The sequence below is a fragment of the Enterococcus sp. AZ078 genome (genome assembly GCF_051714985.1).
Classification (GTDB): Bacteria; Bacillota; Bacilli; order Lactobacillales; family Enterococcaceae; genus Enterococcus_B; species Enterococcus_B hirae.
Window position 1 is genome coordinate 1471004 of record NZ_JBIOSW010000001.1, and the last position, 21161, is coordinate 1492164.

At 36.4% G+C, this 21161-nt stretch carries 21 protein-coding genes; 6 read left to right on the forward strand and 15 right to left on the reverse strand.

Going from position 1 to position 21161, the window contains the following annotated elements:
• Positions 1-132: 132 nt before the first annotated feature.
• The 7 genes from IGJ18_RS06870 to IGJ18_RS06900 all read right to left on the reverse strand — a co-directional run bounded on the left by IGJ18_RS06870 (position 133) and on the right by IGJ18_RS06900 (position 5524).
• Positions 133-330: a hypothetical protein gene (locus IGJ18_RS06870; RefSeq protein WP_207414056.1), complete on the reverse strand. Its 198-nt coding sequence runs from the start codon at positions 328-330 to the stop codon at positions 133-135.
• 195 nt (positions 331-525) lie between these two features.
• Positions 526-1233 carry a hypothetical protein gene (locus IGJ18_RS06875; RefSeq protein WP_197725832.1) on the reverse strand — a complete coding sequence of 236 codons (708 nt, stop codon included), beginning with the start codon at positions 1231-1233 and terminating at the stop codon, positions 526-528.
• A gap of 547 nt (positions 1234-1780) precedes the next feature.
• A complete protein-coding gene (locus IGJ18_RS06880; protein ID WP_438843068.1) occupies positions 1781-2263 on the reverse strand; it encodes a hypothetical protein in 483 nt (160 codons plus the stop codon).
• A 254-nt stretch (positions 2264-2517) separates the two neighbouring features.
• A complete protein-coding gene (locus tag IGJ18_RS06885; protein WP_063627106.1) occupies positions 2518-3462 on the reverse strand; it encodes an L-lactate dehydrogenase in 945 nt (314 codons plus the stop codon).
• Positions 3463-3632: 170 nt separating this feature from the next.
• Entirely contained in the window at positions 3633-3863 is a 231-nt protein-coding gene (locus IGJ18_RS06890) for a hypothetical protein (protein WP_010719176.1), read from the reverse strand.
• A 171-nt stretch (positions 3864-4034) separates the two neighbouring features.
• Complete coding sequence (locus IGJ18_RS06895; protein WP_034697939.1) at positions 4035-4328, reverse strand: hypothetical protein; 294 nt, start codon at positions 4326-4328, stop codon at positions 4035-4037.
• A gap of 158 nt (positions 4329-4486) precedes the next feature.
• On the reverse strand, positions 4487-5524 hold the full coding sequence (locus tag IGJ18_RS06900; RefSeq protein ID WP_010737564.1) for a Gfo/Idh/MocA family oxidoreductase: 1038 nt from the start codon (positions 5522-5524) through the stop codon (positions 4487-4489).
• Between the two features lie 201 nt (positions 5525-5725).
• Between IGJ18_RS06900 and IGJ18_RS06905 the strand changes: the two genes are divergently transcribed.
• On the forward strand, positions 5726-6598 hold the full coding sequence (locus tag IGJ18_RS06905; RefSeq protein WP_438843069.1) for a MurR/RpiR family transcriptional regulator: 873 nt from the start codon (positions 5726-5728) through the stop codon (positions 6596-6598).
• A gap of 127 nt (positions 6599-6725) precedes the next feature.
• Here the strand turns inward: IGJ18_RS06905 and IGJ18_RS06910 are convergent, their stop codons facing one another.
• The 4 genes from IGJ18_RS06910 to IGJ18_RS06925 all read right to left on the reverse strand — a co-directional run bounded on the left by IGJ18_RS06910 (position 6726) and on the right by IGJ18_RS06925 (position 9886).
• The gene (locus IGJ18_RS06910; RefSeq protein ID WP_438843070.1) at positions 6726-7304 is read right to left on the reverse strand and encodes an SGNH/GDSL hydrolase family protein; all 579 of its coding nucleotides are present in this window, start codon (positions 7302-7304) and stop codon (positions 6726-6728) included.
• Positions 7305-7512: 208 nt separating this feature from the next.
• On the reverse strand, positions 7513-8127 hold the full coding sequence (locus tag IGJ18_RS06915) for a TetR/AcrR family transcriptional regulator (RefSeq protein WP_053766029.1): 615 nt from the start codon (positions 8125-8127) through the stop codon (positions 7513-7515).
• A complete protein-coding gene (locus IGJ18_RS06920; protein ID WP_010719170.1) occupies positions 8120-8809 on the reverse strand; it encodes an ABC transporter ATP-binding protein in 690 nt (229 codons plus the stop codon). Before IGJ18_RS06920 ends, IGJ18_RS06915 begins: the two co-directional genes overlap by 8 nt.
• Before the next feature lie 3 nt (positions 8810-8812).
• Positions 8813-9886, reverse strand: coding sequence for an ABC transporter permease (locus tag IGJ18_RS06925; RefSeq protein ID WP_178305964.1), 1074 nt, complete (start codon positions 9884-9886; stop codon positions 8813-8815).
• 306 nt (positions 9887-10192) lie between these two features.
• Here IGJ18_RS06925 and IGJ18_RS06930 point away from each other — a divergent pair, with 306 nt between their 5' ends.
• From IGJ18_RS06930 to IGJ18_RS06950, 5 genes are all read left to right on the forward strand, one after another.
• Positions 10193-11212, forward strand: a complete 1020-nt coding sequence (locus tag IGJ18_RS06930) for a tyrosine-type recombinase/integrase (protein ID WP_411245505.1) — start codon at positions 10193-10195, stop codon at positions 11210-11212.
• Positions 11213-11370: 158 nt separating this feature from the next.
• Positions 11371-12891 (forward strand): AMP-binding protein, encoded by a 1521-nt coding sequence (locus IGJ18_RS06935; RefSeq protein ID WP_438843071.1) that lies wholly within the window; start codon positions 11371-11373, stop codon positions 12889-12891.
• Positions 12892-13228: 337 nt separating this feature from the next.
• Positions 13229-14029: a hydroxymethylpyrimidine/phosphomethylpyrimidine kinase gene (locus IGJ18_RS06940; RefSeq protein ID WP_438843072.1), complete on the forward strand. Its 801-nt coding sequence runs from the start codon at positions 13229-13231 to the stop codon at positions 14027-14029.
• A 3-nt stretch (positions 14030-14032) separates the two neighbouring features.
• Complete coding sequence (locus IGJ18_RS06945; RefSeq protein WP_178286263.1) at positions 14033-14521, forward strand: ECF transporter S component; 489 nt, start codon at positions 14033-14035, stop codon at positions 14519-14521.
• 16 nt (positions 14522-14537) lie between these two features.
• Positions 14538-15092, forward strand: coding sequence for a TIGR01440 family protein (locus IGJ18_RS06950; RefSeq protein ID WP_034697955.1), 555 nt, complete (start codon positions 14538-14540; stop codon positions 15090-15092).
• Between the two features lie 168 nt (positions 15093-15260).
• Here the strand turns inward: IGJ18_RS06950 and IGJ18_RS06955 are convergent, their stop codons facing one another.
• From IGJ18_RS06955 to IGJ18_RS06970, 4 genes are all read right to left on the reverse strand, one after another.
• Positions 15261-16910, reverse strand: a complete 1650-nt coding sequence (locus IGJ18_RS06955) for a glycoside hydrolase family 13 protein (RefSeq protein WP_438843073.1) — start codon at positions 16908-16910, stop codon at positions 15261-15263.
• A gap of 380 nt (positions 16911-17290) precedes the next feature.
• Positions 17291-19525: an AAA family ATPase gene (locus IGJ18_RS06960; protein ID WP_438843074.1), complete on the reverse strand. Its 2235-nt coding sequence runs from the start codon at positions 19523-19525 to the stop codon at positions 17291-17293.
• Between the two features lie 21 nt (positions 19526-19546).
• On the reverse strand, positions 19547-20026 hold the full coding sequence (locus IGJ18_RS06965) for a DUF6530 family protein (protein ID WP_438843075.1): 480 nt from the start codon (positions 20024-20026) through the stop codon (positions 19547-19549).
• A gap of 158 nt (positions 20027-20184) precedes the next feature.
• Positions 20185-21033, reverse strand: coding sequence for a DegV family protein (locus IGJ18_RS06970; protein WP_010719160.1), 849 nt, complete (start codon positions 21031-21033; stop codon positions 20185-20187).
• Positions 21034-21161: the final 128 nt, after the last annotated feature.

Below are 21161 nucleotides of genomic sequence, written 5' to 3' on the forward strand. Positions count from 1 at the left end.
TCCACAATATTCACATGTGACATTCTCTACAATAAAACAATCATAATCTGGACGACACTCTTTTGATCTTTCCACAAAGAGATACATTTTCCATACTACAATCATAATCTTTACAATTCAATTTCATGCAAGTCATTCCTTACTAACGATCAGATCAACAGCGCTCTTATAATTCTCGATCATTTGTTTGTGTTGTTTTGTCATGCGTTTACGTCCGTTAGCAATCAAACCAGCGACATAACAACCTGAATCATTCCAACACTCTGCTAAGACCGCTAATGACACCGATACTTGTTTTTCTACCCAGTTTTTAGTTCTATAAAGCGTCATTTATCCGAAAATCAATTAGCAATAAAATCGTTGGACAAGCTAGCATACACAGAGTTGATACAATTTAGAGAATAAATCTAGTTTGACAGTATAACCGAAGAAACAATAAAAAGAGTAAAATAAAAAATAAAGAAAGAGCGACTAATCTATATGTCTAGTTGCTCTTTCTTTATTTTTATTGTTTATGTATGAATTCTATCTTTCTACGAAAGAACCTTCTGATTTTTCTTTGGAAGGGTTTTCGTTGATTACTTTATCCTGTTTGTTTTCGGAAAGTTTTTTGACTTTCCTCATAGCTCTGATTTCATCAAACTTTTTTGATTGATTTCGCATTTTTTTAATGTTGTCGTCATAATCAGGTTGTATTGGACCAGGTCCATTTATCCAAACACGTTGCGTTTCATTGAATAGAGAAAAAAGTTTTACCCACGCTTTATTTTCTTTAGACAATTCTTTTTTTGAGTTTGAGTTATCTTGGTAAGACAGTCCTGCTAGTGCTATTTTAAGAGCGTCTTTATATTGAATTTTTTTTTGAGAAGATAATATTTCTGAAATATCTGATCCTGCTTCTTTAATAAAGTTTTCGTAATTTTCTTTTCGATCTCTAAGGAACAGGCCTTTAAAGTTATCTTTATTTAAATTTTTGTGCATTTCGTTCATTTCCTGAAGCAACATTTTTAAACGTTTACTATGTTGGTCGTCTCCAAGCGTTTCTATCTTGTTTAAGACATCTAAGTTTGTTTTTTTATTTCTAGAAAAAATATTGCTTGATACTATTGGACGATTCCCACCATTTTGTTGCAAAAATTGATTTATACGATCTTCGATATCTTGTTCGTTAACAGGATTTGCAGTTTGAGATTCTTGTTCGCTAACAGGATTTGTAGGTTGTAATTCTTTCATTTTTTTCTTCCTTTATTTTTATTTGTAATTTTAAATAAGAAAAACCAATAATGGGGTTTCTTGTTTTCCCCTGAATTAGAAAAATTAACATAAAATTAAATCTCTGCCGATCTAAATGAAACAAAAAATGTATCGTATTTCTGATATAGCATTTCTCTATTATACACTGTAGGGATCAGTGCACCACTATTATACAAGTAGCGAGTCACTAAAAATTGATTACATTGTATACATTATGCCAAGTAGATCCTTAACATAATAAAAATTCACTCTGTTGTTCGTCCACATTCTGCCTTTTTTTAGAATCATTTTCATCTATAATTTTTTCATATTCGTTTTTTCCAGAAACATATCCACCGTCTGCTCTATATAATATCCCCTCATATAAAATCAAAGATACATGATCAACGTGATACAGAATCCGACCCACGCCCTTCAAGTGCGTTTGGTTGATTCATACGGCGCTGATGACGTTTAAATTTAAATCATCTTCTTAAATTTTTACATTATTTTTTCAATTGTTTATCTCATCAACCGACCATGCAGGTTATCTATTGATATTAGATCCAGTAGTTTTATCAATATTGTGTCTTGTCTCGGGCGTGACATTTGTAATAATGCCTGCTCGTCCATTCAAATGATACAGAGATTTATTTATCATAACGGACTGAGAATTCCCGCTGCTCAAGATATTGTCAGTCTCTAAACCATTTGCTGAATTTTGTACACTCTTTCTTTCCGCTGACTTGCGGATAAGTTCATTTAAAAAAGATTTGTAATGGCTGTTAGTTTGGGGATTAGGTTGTGTTTTTTCAGAGTATCTTTCTGTGGTGCCCCATCCAGTATTTTCATCCATGTCTAACTTATTCTTTTTAAGGGACTCCCCTATATTATTTACCGGTTTCTGTTTAACTTTTCCTTCAGGCAAGCCTGCTAGCTCTGCATCTATCATCTTCGATTGATCTTTGGCTAAAGTATTTTTCTGCCCATCAGATATGCTTCTTAACTCCTGAGTATTCTGCTTTTCCATATACTATCTCCTTTCATTCATTTATTTATTTAGTAATTTTACCAGTCATCTTTTATTCTTTTAAAGCTGATTCTGCTCTAAATCAATCACCTCCTTCATTTTTTTCTTGTTGTTTCAAAGCATTTCCCAAAAAGTTTACCTAATATGCTACCATTTTATTACAATTCACTTTCTACTAGAGAATTATTTTTTCTAAAACAAAAATAAAAAGGACAACGAGCAAAACGCTCATTCTCCTTTTTATTTTCATTCAATTATCTCACGGTGTTTAATACGTTTCTTAATTCATTGACAGATTGTTTAAACATTTGTTCTTCTTCTGGTGTTATTGATAATTCAATAACTTCTCTTACACCCTTTTCATCAACGATGGATGGAACACCTGTAAAGATATCTTTCACTCCATATTGACCAGATAAATAAGCAGACACAGGTAATACAGCTTGTTCATTGTTTAATACAGCCTTGACAATTCGTGCTGTACTCATACCAATTCCATAATAAGTCGCTTTTTTTCGATCGATGATTTCATAGGCAGCATTTTTAACTTTATCAGCAATGATATCTAAGTCTTTTTCTTCGATTCGATGATCTTTTTCGACAAATTCCATGATTGGTTTTCCGCCAACTGTTGTATGGGACCAAGCTGCTACTTCAGAGTCGCCGTGTTCACCTAAAATATAGCCGTGAACGCTACGAGGATCGACAGAAAGTTTCAAGGCAATTTCTTTTCTAAAACGAGTTGTATCTAATGTTGTTCCTGTTCCGATTACTCGAGAAGAAGGTAACCCTGATTCTTTCCACGCAATGCAAGTCAAAATATCTACTGGATTAGAAGCAACAACTAATATTCCGTTGAATCCTGCTCCCATGATTTGTCGAACAATATCCTTCATAATTCCAGCATTTGTTTTCACTAAATCTAAACGAGTTTGTCCTGGTTTTTGGTTGATACCTGCTGTGATTACTACTAGATCGGCATCGCTGCATTCGCTATAATCACCTGACCAAACAGCAACATTCTCTTCACCCCATGCCATACCATCTAAAAGGTCTAAAGCTTCCCCTTCCGCTTTTTCTTGGTTGACATCGATCAAGACTAATTCATTCGCAATTCCTTGATTGATCATGGCATAAGCAATACTTGTTCCCACAAAGCCTGTTCCAACGATCACTACTTTTCTACTGGTTTTTCTCATGTTGATACACGCTCCTTTTCATCTCATATGTTATTTTCATGAAAATTATAGTTCTGATAAAAACATTTTTCAATATAATGATATTTATAGTTACTATAATATTTTTTTATAGTTATAACAAAAAAACAGATTATTAGTAAACTAACAATCTGTTCAAAGTAAAATAAGATCTATTTCATTCGTTTATATTGGCTTTGCTTAGAAGCACCTTTTGAAGATCCGCTTTTATTTGCAGGCTTATCGGACATTTTTTTACTTAATAACAACATCAAAATAACAAATAGAACGGCTCCACCTAAGAACAAATACATATAATCTGATAAATAAGTCGTGAATAGACTTATGAAATCGGTTTGTCCAAGCACACTCGAATTGATTAACTGTAACCCAAAATTTTCCATATATTACCTCCTAATGTTTAGCTGAGAAAAAATTATTCTCATAAATAAAGCATAATACAAAGAAGGTAAGCGCAGACACCATTTTTTTCTAAAATCGGAAAAATAGTTTTTGGATAAAAAAAGACAGCGTAAAAGCTGTCTTTTTCATAGGATCACTAGCAACTGACAAATCTATTTTTTAGTATCTTTTTTAGATGTCAATTCTTCAAATTTTTCTTTTACTTCTTCCGCTAATTTTTCCACTTCTTTTTCAAAAGCATTCGGTTTCTTTGGTTCTTCCTCTTCAACCGAATTAGAACCAGATAAAGCGACATCTTTGGCTTCGCCAGAGTTTGTGCCAGATAACGATTCTTGTTTGTTTTCTGTTTCACCAGAATTTGTCCCTGCTAATGCTACTTCATCATCGGTTTTAGGCGCCATCGAACCTCTTAAACGTTTGCCTTTTTCGCCGTTATAATTTGTCATGAGAATTCCTCCTTACAGTTATTTATTTTATAGTACATAAGAACAAAATAACTGTCAAAACATGAGGTGTCCTCCCCATCATATTTTAATGGTTTTGTTTTTTTGTTTCTCATCAATCTTTGCTTAATCCTTCAGAATGATCATAAACAGTGAATGGTTTATTTGTTTGCTTGCGCTTCTTTTTCCTGGATCTCTTTGATCCCTGTTTCTAAAATGTTCATTTGTAGAAGTGTTTCTTCGTCTTTCACTACTTTTTCGGCTCCGTTTATGAGCGTTTCATAGACGCCCTCATAGACCCGACTATAGTCCCCTACTTCAGAAATCACTTTTTCCTCATGGTAGTTTCCATTTTGGTCCATATAGGTAAGTGTGCCGTAGTGTTCTGGTAAATCAATACCAAAATCTTGATGGTCTGGGAAATAAAATAGTTTAAGATGCTCTTCTTGTCGATCTTTTGTCTGTTTTACAAACATCCCTTTCTTCCCATAAACCACAAAACTTGGGCGTTCCTTAATACGAAAATAGCTTGATTTGACAGAGATTTTCATTGTTCCATAATAAAAATCTAAATCGAAATAATCATTCATTCGTCCCGTTCCTAATAATTGGCGCACATCATAGTGGATGTCATCTGGTTCGCCAAAGTAAGAAATTACTTGATCTACTGTGTGACAAGCATGACCATAGAGATAACTATTGACTGTTGAAAATTCCGTTGCCGATTCAGGAACTTCAGGTCTGAAATAATCATAATGCATCTCAATTTCTAAAATATCGCCTAATTTTCCACTTTCCAACACTTTTTGTACGGTCAAGAAATCAGAATCAAAACGACGATTTTGATAACACTGGATAAATAAATCTTTTTGTTTCGCTAGCTCAAATAACTCTTTCGCTTCTGCAGAAGTTTCAGCAAACGGTTTTTCAACCAGGACATTTTTTCCATGCTCTAAGGCTAATTTAGCATATTCATAATGAAATTGGCTCGGAGTCGTAATGACAACTAGTTGGATTTCTGGATCGTTCCATAGATCTTCCAATTGATTGGTGTAATGGATATCCTCAAATGTTTCCCAAGTGGGTTCTGAACGTGAAAAGATCGTTTTGATTTTGATCTTATCTTTTAGTTTTCGTGAAAAAGGTAAATGATAGCGGTTGGTACTTTTTCCATTTCCTAGATAGGCAATTGTTAACATACGTTTTCCTCCAATTTTTGTTTTTAACTACTATCAGTATAAATGACCGGTCCCTTTAAAAGTTAATTTGAGCGCAGTTAGAAAAAAATGTTCAAGAAAGTGATCCTTTTAAGTGAATAATTGACAGGTATGTTTAACCTACACAAAAAATAGTAGTCAAAAAGAGGGATATTCAGTAAGATGGATGAGGAAGGTGAGCATATGTTAATCGAAGACCAATTGATACGACAAGAAGCATTTACAACAACAGAAAAAAGAATTGCTGATTATCTCAAAGCAAACAGAGAAACAGCTGTTTATATGACGATCGAGGAATTGGCAAAAGCGACGTATACTTCGCATTCAGCCATTATTCGCTTATGTAAAAAATTGGGTTTTTCTGGTTTTAGAGAATTTCGTTTTGAATTTGGTCGTGAAGTCCATCAGATGATAGCCCAGTTCAATCAAATCATTGATCCAAACTTTCCTTTTACTGATAAAGATGATAGTCAATCGATCGCTAAAAAAATGGCCGATTTGTCGATCCAATCTATCAAAAAAGCACAGCTTCAATTGGAGAAACAGTCAGTTGATGCGATTGCCACAGCATTGAATCAAGCGAATCGCATGTTTATTTTTGCCAAAGGGGATTCTCAAATCACAGCACGCAAATTTCAAAATAAACTAATCAAGATCAATAAATTTTTGATATTAGCTGAAGAGTATAGTGATTCTTCTTGGAATGCAGCTAATTTAACGGAAAAGGATTGTGCCATCTTTCTAACTTATAGTGGAAGGATTCACCATTATGAAAAAATTATGATGCATTTAAACCATGTGGGTGCTAAAACTGTATTGATCACTGGAAATGAACATTCAGAAATGGCAAAACAAGCAACGATGAAACTCATCGTTACGCAAGATGAATTAGATTTTACTAAAGTGGCAACATTTTCCTCACAAATTGCCTTCGACTATGTTTTAAACACTCTTTATTCCGTGATGTATGCACAAAACTATCAAGAAAACATCCAGAATCTCAAACAAAAACAAGACTTGATCCAAAAAGGTTTGTTGAAGGAATATCGCCATTAGAAAACAGTTGTTTATTACCGTATGTCAAAGCCAATAGAGCGCGCTTCATTCTTTTTGTCATGATAAAACTTGAAACTAAAAATCTACAGACCGAGTACTGCAAAGATTGAGGTACTCGGTCTGTAGATTAATTTTGTTCTTTTTGCTGGATACATTGTGCAATCAAAGCACCTAGCAAGTGATAGCCTAACTTCGAAGGATGCAACCCATCGTCTTGCAAGTAAAGTGTTGGGTCCTCAAAAGATTTTTCATAATGATAAAAATCAATAAAACTTACTTTGTTCTTATCTGCTACTTCTTTTGCGATCTGAGTATACTCTACTAAGATCTCAGGAATTGTTTGGGTTTTGATCTTTTCATCAACGTAACTAGGCCCTATCAAAATCACTTGGCTATGTTTAAAAAAGTTGATCAATTGTTCTAAGTTTTTTCGATAGGTTTCTTGGTTATCTCTTTGATTAATTGCATCATTAATGCCAACATTAAGAACGACGTAGTCAGCTGTACGTTCATCTTGGGGAAGTTGAGACAATCGTTCAAGGCTGCTTGTCGTTGAATCGCCTCTTTTTCCTAAGTTAATGATCTTAAAATCAGCTTGTCCTAAAGCATTTAAGGTCGTTGATAACGCATGGTCCAATGCATGGACGACCTCCCCCTGGTACAATCCAGCAGCAATGCTATCACCAAATAGTATAATTTTCTTCATCTGTGTCATCCCTTTTCTTTTCTTACAATGAAAATTCTATCACGGAGAATCAAAAAGGAAAAATCGTTGCTCTCAACTATAAGAACTTTCTATCGAAGGTTTTTATTTGGTTATCGATGATGACACAAAGAAGTATCGAAGTGTTTTTCTGAATACGGACACTACTTACCAGTTAAAAAGAAACGGCTAACAAATGAATCGAGTGGATTCAAGATTCACTTCGTTCGGTGTTCAAACCTCTTTGCAGCCATTTTACCTTGTAACGATAATCTTGCAACAACTCATCAGTAGTCCAGTCATTCGCAATGTAATCCGTCAATGAATTGATCACAAGATCCATGACAAAATATAAAAAGCTAATTGCTTCTTCTTCCGAAGTAATGTGAAAACCATTTGCCTTCAGTAATTTAAACCATTCCTTTAATCTTCCTGATTCAGCAGAAGGCTTGGTTCTTTGGTGATTGGTAAAATCATCACTTCTCGTTAAAAAGCGGATGGCCTGCCAATAACTACTTTTTTGTTCCAGTTCACTACACCACGCAAGGTAATTTTCAATTCCTTGAAAAAAGTCTTGCTTGTTTTGACTGATATATTTCAGAATATCTCGATGGATTTGAATCGAATAATACTGGATCGTGTAGGTATAGGCATCTTCCAAGTCTTCGAAGTACTTATAAAAGGCCCCTCTTGACATAGCCATATCTTCGACAATATCTGCAACTTTTACTTGGCTAATATGTCGAGCTGAAAAATTTTCAAGTAAAATTTCAATAAGCCGTTGTTTCTTCTCATTCGGCAGATTAAGAAATGTCGATTTAGGCATCCCATCCCTCCGTTTCTTCGATCAAATCACCATCTTTCATTCGGTAGACACGATCGCTCCATTTGATCATCCGAGCATCATGTGTAACCATGACTGTTGCTTTTTGTTTTTCATGTGCTTCTTTGACAAGTAACTTGACTACTTCAAAGGCATGATCTGTATCTAAGCTAGCGGTAGGCTCATCTGCTAAGATCAAACTAGGGTCATTGAACAACGCACGAGCAATCGCTACACGTTGTCTTTCCCCACCAGATAAATCTCGAGGATAGCTTTCTTTTAGATCATAAATATCTAATGATTTCAATAAGTCATCAATCACTGTTTCGTTTTGTTTCTGATGGCTGACTCGATCAACTAAATAAAATTGTTCTTTGACCTTTAAAAATGGAATCAAATTAGAACTTTGTAAAATAAACCCAATTTCTTTAAAACGTAAATCGGCTCTTTTTTTCTCAGATAAATCGGAAAAAGACTGACCATTAATGGTGATTTCTCCAGAAGTAGGTGTTTGCAGCCCACCGGAAATGGTTAAGAAAGTACTCTTTCCTGAACCAGAGGGACCGATGATGCTGACAAATTCTCCTTGTTTGACATTAAAATTAATTCCTTTTAGTGCAGTCACTTCGGTATGTCCACTACCAAAAGTCTTGACGATATTTTTCATCGTTAAAATATTCTTCATTTTTTACCCTCCTATGGCGGTGATTGGGTCCACTTTTGTGATCGTGCGTATTGAGAAGACGCCGCCTACAACTGCTACAACGAGTAAGACCCCACTATATAGCAACCATTGTGTCCAGAAAATAGCGAATGGCATCGCACTTGGTAAAAACAAGCTAGTTAGATAAGCAGCTAGAACTGCTAAGGCGACACCAATGACTCCAATAACAAATGACTGTGCAATCAATGATTTAGCAATAAATGAATTGCGAATCCCTTGAGCTTTCATTACGCCAAAGATCGCTGTTTTTTGTAAAGTGATGACATACATAAAAATGCCAACTACTGCTGCTACGACAAGAAACAAGAAGTAAACCATTGCATTTAGTGTCATATTTTGTGCAGAATAACCTGGAAGACTTTCAATAAAATCAGGAATTGTCAGTTTTTGTAAATCTTTTGATGCGCCATCTTTATCAATTACAGCTGATTGTTTGGTCACGATCGCATTGATCGGCTTTTTGTCATCTGAAGCAAACGGTTGGGCTCCATATTTTAATTGTGTCCAAGTTTCTAGATCTGTATAGATGACTGGTGAGACCGTATAATAAGTGGCAGGAAAAATTCCAACGATCGTAAATGCTTGGTCATCGCTACCGATTTTGATTTGATCTCCCAACTTATATTGATCTTGTGCCAGATTTTGGGAGATAATTATCTCATTTTTCTTATCAAACATCCGACCATCTGTGATTTTAGGTAATAAAAAGGCATCGTTAGTCGTACCAAAGACTGTCACATTTTCTTTGTTTTTGCCCTTGATTGCTCCACTGAATAAGCCAATCGGTGCTTTTTCTTTCGCATTTACTTGATCAAGGTCACCTCTTGTCAATTGAGATGCTGCAAACACTTGATTAGCATCTTCGGACAAAACGATTTCTTGAGCACCCCAATCATCAATCGCTTTTTTAAATTCTTCTGCTAATCCACTTGCTAGACCTGATAGCATGAAAACGACATAAGCAATCAAGAACATGATACCGATAATGAGTCCGTATCGTAGTTTTGCGTATTTCATTTCTTTCATTGCTAAAAACATTACTTTCCCTCCTACATTTTCCTTTTTCGATAGTGACATTTTGTCACTATCGAAAAGTATAGCGCAACAGTGACAAAATGTCACTCAACAAAACTCATGAAACAATTCGTTCATACTACAAGATCATTGTCTTTCTGTTTATTGGTTACAGTTTTTCTTATAGTTGGCGATGTTACTATATATATGAATCATGAGCAAATAAACGTTGGTATAAATAGATATCAGTAAAAGGAAATAGAAGAAAAACGAAAAATAAGCTACAATAATAAAATAGAACACCAGTTTGAACAAAAAGGAGGTTCTTTTATGGATCAAAAAACACGAAAACACATTCAAGAAAAGTTAAAACAACGCATCGCACAGCTTCCTCCTATTTTCCAAGAATTTTTAAAAGAAAATCAAAAAAAGCTTTCATTAAGCAGTCGTTATGAATATGCAAAAGATTTTCATTTATTCACGGATTATCTTCACGAAGCTTTAGATCAAGAGATCACGGATGAAGTTATTCTTCGTCTTGAAAAACAAGACTATTTAAATTTTTTAGATAAAGTCTATCAGCATACTCGTTCGTTTCAGACCACAGCTGATCAACAAACAAACCAGTTATTTAAAAATAGCTATTATGGTCTTTCACGAAAACAATATTCGTTAAATCATTTTCTACGGTTTTTGTATCAAAAAGGGTTATTGACTGAAGAAATATCTCTATTAGGAAAAACGCTTCCTGAAACTACTGCTGCAGCGCCTCGATTCATAGACGCCTCTTTGTTTCAAGACTTTGAGCATCTGTTTATTCCTATGAATGGCTTTAACTCTTCACGAGAAGCACGCTTTGAAAAAAGGAACCGACCAAGAAATTTAGCGATCGTAGCTATTCTTTTATATTGCGGGTTAAAGATCCATGAAGTCGTTGAATTAAAAAGAAAAGATATTGACTTAAATAAACAAATCATTCATCTTAGCCGTAAAAAAAATCGTCTTAATCAGTCGCCAATTCCCAATGAAGCACTGCCATTCATTAAAAACTATTTAGCAATAACTGATACTGGGACAGGACCTGATTCTTTTGCTTTTCGTTCATCTCATGACCAGCAAATCTCTCCACGGACGATTCGCCAAATACTAAGTAAAATCACTGTATATAAAAATATTTCGCCAGAATTATGTCGTAAAACTTACGGGTACTACGTTTCCCTTTATTTTGATGATCTGGATATCGTCAATTTCCTTTATGGTAATCGTTATATCAATGAACATTCATTTGAAGAAGTCCATCAAAAGATGTTAGAGTTCTCTTACAAGGAAATAACAAGTAACAAAAAATGAAATAACGAAATATAATTCATTTTTTCACAAAGAAAGCTGTTTTTTATTTAGGGTTTGTGCTAAGATTATAGCTGAATTTGCAAAGTAAATGATTTAATTCACAAGTTTTCTTACTTTGCTTACCAACTTGTCTATTAAATGAAATCGGAGTGTGACTTATGGAAACAATCGCTTATTCCCCACTAAATCTTTTTTCTAATTTTCAAGAAGCAGCGAATGCTACACCAGATGTACCAATCATCTTTGACCAACCCTTAGCAGCTTTTCCGGAACTTGGTTTTAAAAGCACTTACAAAGATACCTGTCAACTCGTTTTGACTCGTGCCTATCAATTAGCTCATTTGGGTGTCGGACTTGGTGATAAGGTCATGATCTACAAAAGTTCAGCTTTTGATACTTATTTATTAGCTGTAGCAACAGCTTATCTTGGGGCGGTACCAGCAATGATCTCTTATCACTTCCCTACCCCCACTTTAGAAGTCTTTGTCGACCGTTTAGAAGATCCATTTATCCTTTTTGATGATGAAACGGCTGAACGAGTGGCTGGCATTTCAAATGGATCAAAAGAAAAACAAATTGCTGTTTCTAAACTATTGACTCAACCAGCAGAACCAGTGGCACAAAATCAATTGGGGAACGATGAAATTTCTTATATGACCCATACTTCAGGAACCACAGGTATTCCTAAATTGATTTGTCATTCTGCTCATTCAATGGGCTGGCGCACCAAATGGCAAAAAACTGTCTTTACTAAGATCGCAGAGAAAAAACTTGTGGCTTTCCATATCTCTCCTGTTCATTCTCGCTTCAATATTGGTATTTCTTCATTGATGGCGATGGGCTTTCCAATGATGCCGTTAGCGGATGCTCAAGGGGAAAACGTTGTGGCCATGTTAAAAGAAAATCCACCGATTGCACTTGAAACACATCCAAACAACTTTGTTCAGTGGAGCTTTACAGCGAAAGAATATCCAGAAGCTTTTGCTGGTATTCGTTATTACCATTCCACTTTTGATGCGATCAACAACTCTACTATGGAAACATTCTTACGGACTTCTCCTAATCAAGAAGCTGTTTTCTTACAAGTTTATGGCCAAAGCGAATGCGGACCGATGATTTTAAAAGCTCATACATCAGAGAGTTTAAAAACGAGTAATGCGAGAGACATGGGTGTGGGACTTGGCGACTTAACCAAAGCGCGGATCGCAGATGAAAATGGGAACGTCTTACCTGCTAATACAGATGGACACATCCATTTATTATCAAAAGGTCGTGCATTAACTTATTATAAAGAAGATGCTCGTTTCCAAGAAAATGTTTATGATGCTTGGTGGGACAGCGGTGATTACGGCAGCATGGATGAACAGGGGCATTTGTTCTTAAAGGATCGTCAAGTGGATTTGATCGATACAATCAATAGCAATTTAGCGATCGAAGATTTCTTGTTAGACTCATTAGAATTTCTATCGGAAGTGGTCATCGTTCGTGATAAAAACAATGCACCACAACCATTGATCTCTCTTGCTCCTAATCACGAAATGGATTGGGATCGTTGGTGGAAACAAGTGCATGAGTTACCTCGATTGAATACGCCGATTATCAGAGATTATGAAGATATCCCACGGACTGCGACAATGAAAGTCCGTCGACTACAAATTGAAAAAGAACTAAAAGCATAATAAACAGAACACTGACGTTATCCTCTTACCTAGCAGGTATAACGTCAGTGTTCTCTTTTGTTTAACCATTTTTCAGTTGTTAAAATTGTAGGAATGACAAAAAAAGATTCAATTTATTGATAATAATATCTAATAAAGTTGTTCATTTGAGTATGCATAGCTTATGTTTCCTTCTAGCTGTTAAGTTGCCAACAATACAGTGTACTTGTTTCATTCAGATGATAGATAAATTTTGGTGATCTAAAGACTACGCAAAATTGGATGACATAAAAATATGCCAATTGGCTGTTTTCTTTTCTAACAACTTTCGTTATACTCTTTTCGTGGAGGGAAAACAATGAGAAAAATACTTACAATTGGTGGTTCTGACCCTTTTGCCGGTGGAGGAATTCAATCTGATTTGAAAACTTTTGAGAATTTTCAACTTTTTGGAATGAGCGCGCTCACCTGTGTAGGCATGTTAGACGAAAACAACGCATTCCTCTTAGAAAATCTACCTGCTAAGTGGTTGGAACAGCAACTTGCTTCGATCCAGAAGATGACAGACTTAGCGGGGATCAAAATTGGCTTATTGCATTCTCTTGAAGCAATCATGATCGTCCGAGATTTTTTAAAAAAGCACCCTCAAATCCCAATCGTTCTTGATCCGGTTTTAGCTTTTAAAGAAACTACTTCATTAGCGAATCAACAGTATATTGAGTGCTTAGTGAAAGAACTCTTCCCCCTTGTTGATCTTGTCACGCCCAATCTTAAAGAAGCGGCTCTCCTTTCTGGAAAGAAAAAAATTTCAAGCATCAATGAAGTGATAGAGACAACCAAATTTATTCATACTTTAGGAAGCAAAGCGGTCGTTGTTAAAGGTGGCTCTGGGATCCATGGCGATGAAGCAATCGATGTTTTGTATAGTCATGACGGACTAACCACTTTTACAAGGGAAAAATTAACACGATCAACGGTGAATGGCGCAGGATGTACCTTTTCTTCTGCTATTACAGCGAATCTCGTCCATGGCTATACGCTCCCACAAGCCATTCAACGAAGTAAAACTTACGTTTATCAATGTATTTTAAACGGTGTTGAAATGAACGATCAAACGGGCAGTGTCTGGTCTGGCGGTAACATCAAAGGAGGGATTTAATCGTTGAATACGAAACGAATAACAATATATGCCATGCTGATCGCTTTAACAGTAGCATTATCTTTAACAATTTTGGTTCCAATACCAGCAACTAACGGCTTTGTCACGCTCTGCGAAGCTGGCATCTACACCACTGCTTTATTATTTGGTCCATTTGGTGGGTTCGTTGTCGGTGCCTCAAGTGGTTTATTCATCGATTTACTGTCAGGTTATCCGCAATGGGCCCTTTTTTCCTTATTGATCCATGGTTTGCAAGGATTGGTCAGTGGCTATTTTGCCGAAAAAACAAGCAAAGGTCGATTTGTCGGTCTTTTTATCGGTAGTTGTCTGATGATTAGTGGCTATTTTTTAGCAGGTTGGTTTTTATATGATTGGCCTGCGGGGGTAGCTTCTATTCCTGGAAATATTTTTCAAAATATTGTAGGGGTTGGATTGGCTTTACCACTCACTCAAGCTCTAAAACGAACGAGAGTACAAAAAGAAAGTAAGTAATGAAAGGAAGAATAAAATGAGCATCACAGAAGAATCTTTAAAACAAGAATTAACCAAAATGGTCAACGAGGTATTAGCAGAAGCAAATTTAAAATCTGGCGATTTATTTGTATTAGGATGTAGTACCAGTGAAGTGGTCGGTGGACAAATTGGTAAAAACTCAAGTGCTCCAGTTGGACAGTGGATTATCCAAACGATTAGAGAAATATTGCAACCTTTAGGAGTCGCTTTAGCTGTTCAAGGATGTGAACACATTAATCGAGCCCTTGTCGTCGAACGCTCCGTAGCAGAGCAAAAACAATTTGAAATTGTTTCTGTTGTACCAGCCTTACACGCTGGTGGCGCTTGTTCAGTAGCAGCGTTTGACCAATTCGATGATCCAGTAGAAGTGGAACATGTGGTAGCGCAAGCTGGGATCGATATCGGTGATACTTCCATCGGTATGCATGTCAAACACGTTCAAGTACCTGTTCGACCAAGCAGTCAAACATTAGGAGCCGCGCATGTTACAGCTCTGCGTTCACGTCCAAAATATATTGGTGGTCCGCGAGCTGAGTATGAAGTGATTTAAAAGAATCAATTAACTGATAACCTACCTAATATTTATGTAAATGTTATTCTTTATTATAAAATATTCACTTATTATCTAATTTCTATAAAGGTACAGTCACCCAACTTCATACAGTATGTCAAAAAAGTTTGCCTTGGACTTCATTAGAAAGCTCAAGACAAACTTTTTTTAGTTTCTTTTTTTACTGTTTACAAATAATTTCGCTTCATAAGGATCAAGCTTACCCACTCGTTCAAATACATGTTCTTCTTGATTCGTGAGAAGTAATTCCCAAGGAACATCAACTTCATTCGGTAATGAATATTCCGCTACTTCACTCGTTAGATTGACTATAATCAGATAGTTTTTATCGGTAAATGATCGTTCATAGACATAGAGTTGGTCGTGTTCAGCGAGATATTCTTTGAATGAACCATAGATCAATCCTTGATTTTCACGCCGGATGCGGATCATTTGTTTGTAGAAAGATAAGATCGACGAAGGATCGTTTTCTTGTTCTTCTACGTTAAGTGTATGATAGTTGGGATTTACCATCAGCCAAGGTTCGTTTGTTGAGAATCCGGCATATTTTTCTGATCCCCACTGCATAGGTGTTCGGCTATTGTCTCTTGTTGTATCAGCAACGATATCTATAGCTTCCTCAGGAGATTTTCCTTCTTCTAGCAATTGGTTATAAAGACGTCTTGAATCGACGGCATCGATTTGTTCGATGGCAGTAAACGGCATATTCGTCATACCGATTTCTTGTCCTTGATAAATAAATGGCGTGCCTTGCAGGAAAAAGTACATCATTGCGACTGCTTTTGCTGATTTTTGCCAATAATGTTCAGGATCACCAAAAACAGAAACTGAACGAGGTGTATCATGATTTTCCATATAAAGTGCATTCCAACCCTTACCGTCTAAAGCGGTTTGCCAGGCACTTAACGCTCTTTTTAAATTGATAACATCAAGTTTCCCTTCTTTTTCGTGCTTCCAAATCGAGATATGGTCAAATTCAAAGATCATGTCAAAATACCCATCAGCGCCGACCCATTCAGGACCTTCTTCAGCTGACACCCCACTAGCTTCGCCAACAGTCATAATATCATAGTCATCAAAAACATCTTTTAATTCATTTAAGTGTTCATCGATCCCGGAAACATTTTGAAAAGGAGAAAAGGGGTTTTCAGTTGCTTTAACAGAATATTCATCTTTTTTCACATGGGAAATCGCATCTAAACGAAACCCATCGATCCCTTTATCTAACCACCAGCGAATCATAGAAAAAAGTTCATTTTTTAATTTCTCGCTTTCCCAATTCAAATCAGGCTGCTCTTTAGCAAAGACGTGCAGATAATATTGTTTCGTCTGTTCATCATATGCCCAAGCTGAGCCACCAAAAATCGATTGCCAGTCATTCGGAGCATTTTCAGGTGTTCCATCTACCCAAATATAGTAATCTCGGTAAGGATTATCCAGTGATTTCTTTGATTCAATAAACCATTCGTGTTGATCAGAGGTATGATTGATGACTAGATCCATAATGATTTTGATTCCTTGTAGATGTGCTTCTGCCAGTAATTGATCAAATTCGGCCATTGTTCCAAATTTTTCTAAAATATTTTGGTAGTCACTAATATCGTAACCGTTATCAATAAAAGGCGAAGAATAAACTGGATTGATCCAAATAAAATCAATCCCTAATTGTTTTAAATAAGGAAGCTTTTCACGAATCCCATTGAGATCCCCAATGCCGTCTCCATTACTATCCATAAAACTGGCAGGATAAATCTGGTATCCGACCGCTTCTTTCCACCAAGCTTTTGTTTGAGTCATTGTCTTCTTCCCTTCTCTTTTTCTCTATTATAAAACAATGCCACTATTTTTTGTTGATGTTACCGATAACATCGTTTTCTCTTTAACAGTTTCCTTTTTTGTTTCGTTATCTGGTTTGCAGAATGTGAGGATTTAACAGTCGATTAACGATCAAAAAGAGTCTGATAGATAAACTAAATGGTGTTTAACCATACGCTACAATGCGTTCATAACCTCTTCCCGTTGTTCCAGCAGTCGCTCTAACAAAAAAACAAGCCGAAAATCCAAAAATAGGAACTATTTTCGAATTCTTCGGCTTGTTCTCAGAGCTAGGAACTTCTGTCACAATCTCTCTTAGTCGATGAATGGACTTATACGTGACTCCAGCTATTTTCAGCTATTTACAAATAGCGAGCAATCAATTGGATCAATTGCTGTGGTAACTCGTTGATGTCTGTCATATCAATGAAACGATTTTCCCCATATATCTCTTTGATTTCTTTTTGATCCTGTCCAATCGCAGCAGCCACAAAGATGACGCCTTGACGGTCATATTCAGACAGAACGCTTTGGATGTCTTCCCTTGCCTTCTTCCCAGTATAGTCTGGTAAAGCTTTAGGCTGGCCATCGCTAATCGAGATCAGCAATTTAGTCGTGGCAGCTTCTTGGCTTAGTTTGTTAGCAATTAGTCTCAAACTGGCACCATCACGATTGTTTTGTCGTGGTTTCATCGTCACTAACTTCTCATCTAACCATTGGAAATCATCACTAAATTCTTTATAAGAAAAAATCGAGGTCTTTTCTCTCGTTGAGACATCTGCTGTATCTCCATAAATCATTAAAGGAATATTTACACGTTTAGCAAATTCTGCGATGGCGATCGCTGCTTTTTTTGCTGCTTCGATTCGTTCATCTCGAATCATTGAACCAGATTCATCAATCCTTAAAGCCACTGCCAATGAAGGTTGTTCGTGGGGTGGATTTTTCTTATCGAAATAACCTAGGTCATTATAGGCCACACGACTCGCATTGAACCGTTGACCTTCATATTTTCCTTTTTGATAAGTCGTTGATTCATCATTTTCCAACAAATCTAAAATTTGACGGCTTAATGTTTCAACGATCGGTAAAACTTGTTGTCTGATTTGTTCTGCTTCTTGTGCTTTGAGTTCAAATTTTGGTCGATGAACGATCAGTCCTTCTTTTTCGTGCATCGTCCCCTTCATTATTTGTCGTGCTTCTTTCGTTAACTCACGTTTGATTTCTTTGTCGTAAGCCTCCATATCAGAGGCAGACATTTTTTCTGAATTATCTTCTGCTTGTTGCTCCTGTTGCCCCTGACCTGAAACTTCTTGACTTCGTTCTTGTTCAAATGAAAAAGACTCTGCCTTTTTTTCCTCTTCAATCTCAGCATTCTCCACTGATGGAGTTTCTTCTTCGATCTCAGGCGACTCATTTTCCATTAAAGACAACGTTTCTTCTGCTAGTTGATCGATATTACGTTCATCAGCTTCTTCATCGTTAAGGATTCTGCCTCGATTTCTTGAAGCTTCTTCTGAAAGACGTCCCCACTTTATTTGCCGTAATAATTCACGAAGTTCTTCAAGAAGCCCACTTTGTTCTAATGCTTGGGTTAATATCTCCAATTCTTCTGGAACAGTGGTCAATTTATAGAGAACTTTAGGATAAATCGACTGGAAAAGATCTTGCCCTTGTTTCCAAGTATTTGCCCAATAAAAGTAAGAACGCATACCAGCCACTCCCTTGATGGCATTCGCTTTGGCAGTATCATCTAATAAACGAATGATCTCCGCTAATTTCAAGAGCAGTTCAGGTTGTTGAATCTTTGTCTTACCTAAGGCTCGCTCAGCCATCACTTCAAGTGAAGGTAAATCCATCTTCTCAGCATGTTGCATCCGATCTCTCAAAGATTCATTCAACGGACGATTACCTTGGTAGTTCCGATTGGTTGTGATGATGATGACGCAATCTGGATGACGGACGACGACACCTGTGGGTAAATTCAATAATCCATTTGGCTCAAGAGCGGAATTTAAAGCAACTAATACGGAAGCATCACGGATCACCGTTGGCTCCTGGATTTCTAACAAATACCCCTTTTCGATCGCACGAACAATTTCAGAGGGATAATATTTATAGCGAACGCTACTATTTTCATTTTGTTCCATCCGCTTGATGAAATCAGCCAGTTTGGATTTAGCCATTTCTGTACTAAGATTATAGTGATTTTTTATTAACCGTAAGACAGCCTCTAATGTCTCTGTTTGGTTGATTGCATCAATCAATTCTTGATCTTCATCTACGTCAGACTCAACAATAGGCAATAGCGCACCAAAGACATCTGATTTATCCATATCCGCAAAACAAGTTATTTTCGTATAAGGAAGTTGTAAATCAGCCGAAAGAGCTTTAGCCAGTTGCGTTTTTCCTGACCCAGCATCCCCTTCAAGCAAGATGTTACTGATCTTCATTTCAGGATCATTCCAGTTTTCAAAGATTTCAGCTGCGATTCTTTGTTCTTCTTGACTGGTTCGATGACTCGTTGGCTTTTGCCAAATCATTTGTTTTTCAACACTTGAAAATTGACGGTCTTTTGTCAGTGAGAAATCTTCCAATGTACCTCACTCCTTTTTTCCTTAATACCCTAAATCATCTAATAGACGTTTCAAAATTCGGAAACGTTCTCCGATCAATTCGCCATCTTTTTGTAACGTGTCATAATAGAGCATAATATTTTCATCGATCTTAGGATTTTTGGTATCCACTTCAACCGTCATTCGATTCCCTTGAAGTCCAATAATATCGACAACTGGATTTTCAGGATCATAAAATTTTTCATAGCGATACGCATCTTGAAAATACAAACTCCCTTGCGCAGCTAAAATTGCTAGATCTAAGATCCGAGTGATTGGTAGTTCTTCCGATTGACGTGACCATTTTTCACCCGTATGGCGCCATACCTTGCCTGAAATATCAACTTTTCCACGATCATTCCATTGTGCTAACCCTAAAGATAGTCCTTTAGCATCCGTATGCAAAGCATTTCTACCATCAACTTGATCATAGTCTTCAACGACAATAACAGGTTTGTGTTTTAAATTTGTTGGGATTTCCATCTAAATCCATCCTTTCTCTTTTAGTAAATTACTAACCTAGTGATTTACTCATTTACTAAACTTTTAAGGATTATACGCCTTATATAGAAAAAATGCAAAAAAAGCATCGTATCCCAATGAATGAGAGACGATGCTTGCATTGAATTGAATAATCTAAATTATTGCGCAGAGATGGCAAGCCCGATTGCTTTTTCACCTAAGTGACTACCAATCACTGGACCAAAATGACCAATCTCAATGTCAGCATGCGGGTATTGCTTTTGTAATTTTTCTTTTTCTTGTATGGCAACTTCCAAATTATTTGCATGAATCACATAAAGTTTAACAGGTGGTGCAATTTCCTCATTTCGCATGCCGATGACTTTTTCGGCACGAGCGAAAGCTTTTTTACTTGAACGGATTTTTTCAAATAAAACGATTTTTCCTTCTGAAAAAGTCAAAATCGGTTTGATTTTAAGTAATCCACCTATCAATGCAGCCCCATTGGTCAAGCGTCCACCGCGTACTAAGTTGTTCAAGTCATCCACGATGAGATAAGCATACGTATTATCTCGGATACGATCGATATGTGCGATAATTTCTTCAAGAGATTGACCTTTTTGATTTAAATCTAGAGCAGCTTCTACCATGTGACCCATTGGCATACTCGTGATCTTAGAATCATAAGGAACGATTTTTACACCGTCAATGTCGTTTTTCATAGCATGTAATGTGTTGACAAAGCCGGAGATCCCAGAGGATAAATGGATACTTAAGATGGTATCGTATCCTTTTCTTTTCAGTTCTTCGTAAAGCGCCAGTACTTCTCCAACTGCAGGTTGTGAAGTGGTCGGGAAGTCTTTGCTTTTATTTAGAAGCCCATAGTATTCGTCAGCTTCTATGTCTATTCCTTCATTGTAGATTTTCCCATCCAAAATGACAGGGATCGGAATAACGAACAAATCAGGATGATTTTGGATTCGTTCAGGCAAATAAGCCGTACTGTCAGTAACTACTGCAAGTTTCATTTATTTAATTTCCTCATTTCAAAGAATTTTACCAGTCTATTTAACTATATCATAAGAAAGATGACATTTGAACCTCTCACTCAAAAAGTGAGAGAAACAATCACGTCCCTCTCACTTTCTGTAGCTTT

Bases quoted from the DNA above. Each gene is read 5' to 3' on its own strand.
- IGJ18_RS06870 (WP_207414056.1), bottom strand. From the start codon at position 330: ATGACGCTTTATAGAACTAAAAACTGGGTAGAAAAACAAGTATCGGTG.
- IGJ18_RS06875 (WP_197725832.1), bottom strand. From the start codon at position 1,233: ATGAAAGAATTACAACCTACAAATCCTGTTAGCGAACAAGAATCTCAA.
- IGJ18_RS06880 (WP_438843068.1), bottom strand. From the start codon at position 2,263: ATGGAAAAGCAGAATACTCAGGAGTTAAGAAGCATATCTGATGGGCAG.
- IGJ18_RS06885 (WP_063627106.1), bottom strand. From the start codon at position 3,462: ATGAGAAAAACCAGTAGAAAAGTAGTGATCGTTGGAACAGGCTTTGTG.
- IGJ18_RS06890 (WP_010719176.1), bottom strand. From the start codon at position 3,863: ATGGAAAATTTTGGGTTACAGTTAATCAATTCGAGTGTGCTTGGACAA.
- IGJ18_RS06895 (WP_034697939.1), bottom strand. From the start codon at position 4,328: ATGACAAATTATAACGGCGAAAAAGGCAAACGTTTAAGAGGTTCGATG.
- IGJ18_RS06900 (WP_010737564.1), bottom strand. From the start codon at position 5,524: ATGTTAACAATTGCCTATCTAGGAAATGGAAAAAGTACCAACCGCTAT.
- IGJ18_RS06905 (WP_438843069.1), top strand. From the start codon at position 5,726: ATGTTAATCGAAGACCAATTGATACGACAAGAAGCATTTACAACAACA.
- IGJ18_RS06910 (WP_438843070.1), bottom strand. From the start codon at position 7,304: ATGAAGAAAATTATACTATTTGGTGATAGCATTGCTGCTGGATTGTAC.
- IGJ18_RS06915 (WP_053766029.1), bottom strand. From the start codon at position 8,127: ATGCCTAAATCGACATTTCTTAATCTGCCGAATGAGAAGAAACAACGG.
- IGJ18_RS06920 (WP_010719170.1), bottom strand. From the start codon at position 8,809: ATGAAGAATATTTTAACGATGAAAAATATCGTCAAGACTTTTGGTAGT.
- IGJ18_RS06925 (WP_178305964.1), bottom strand. From the start codon at position 9,886: ATGTTTTTAGCAATGAAAGAAATGAAATACGCAAAACTACGATACGGA.
- IGJ18_RS06930 (WP_411245505.1), top strand. From the start codon at position 10,193: ATGGATCAAAAAACACGAAAACACATTCAAGAAAAGTTAAAACAACGC.
- IGJ18_RS06935 (WP_438843071.1), top strand. From the start codon at position 11,371: ATGGAAACAATCGCTTATTCCCCACTAAATCTTTTTTCTAATTTTCAA.
- IGJ18_RS06940 (WP_438843072.1), top strand. From the start codon at position 13,229: ATGAGAAAAATACTTACAATTGGTGGTTCTGACCCTTTTGCCGGTGGA.
- IGJ18_RS06950 (WP_034697955.1), top strand. From the start codon at position 14,538: ATGAGCATCACAGAAGAATCTTTAAAACAAGAATTAACCAAAATGGTC.
- IGJ18_RS06955 (WP_438843073.1), bottom strand. From the start codon at position 16,910: ATGACTCAAACAAAAGCTTGGTGGAAAGAAGCGGTCGGATACCAGATT.
- IGJ18_RS06965 (WP_438843075.1), bottom strand. From the start codon at position 20,026: ATGGAAATCCCAACAAATTTAAAACACAAACCTGTTATTGTCGTTGAA.
- IGJ18_RS06970 (WP_010719160.1), bottom strand. From the start codon at position 21,033: ATGAAACTTGCAGTAGTTACTGACAGTACGGCTTATTTGCCTGAACGA.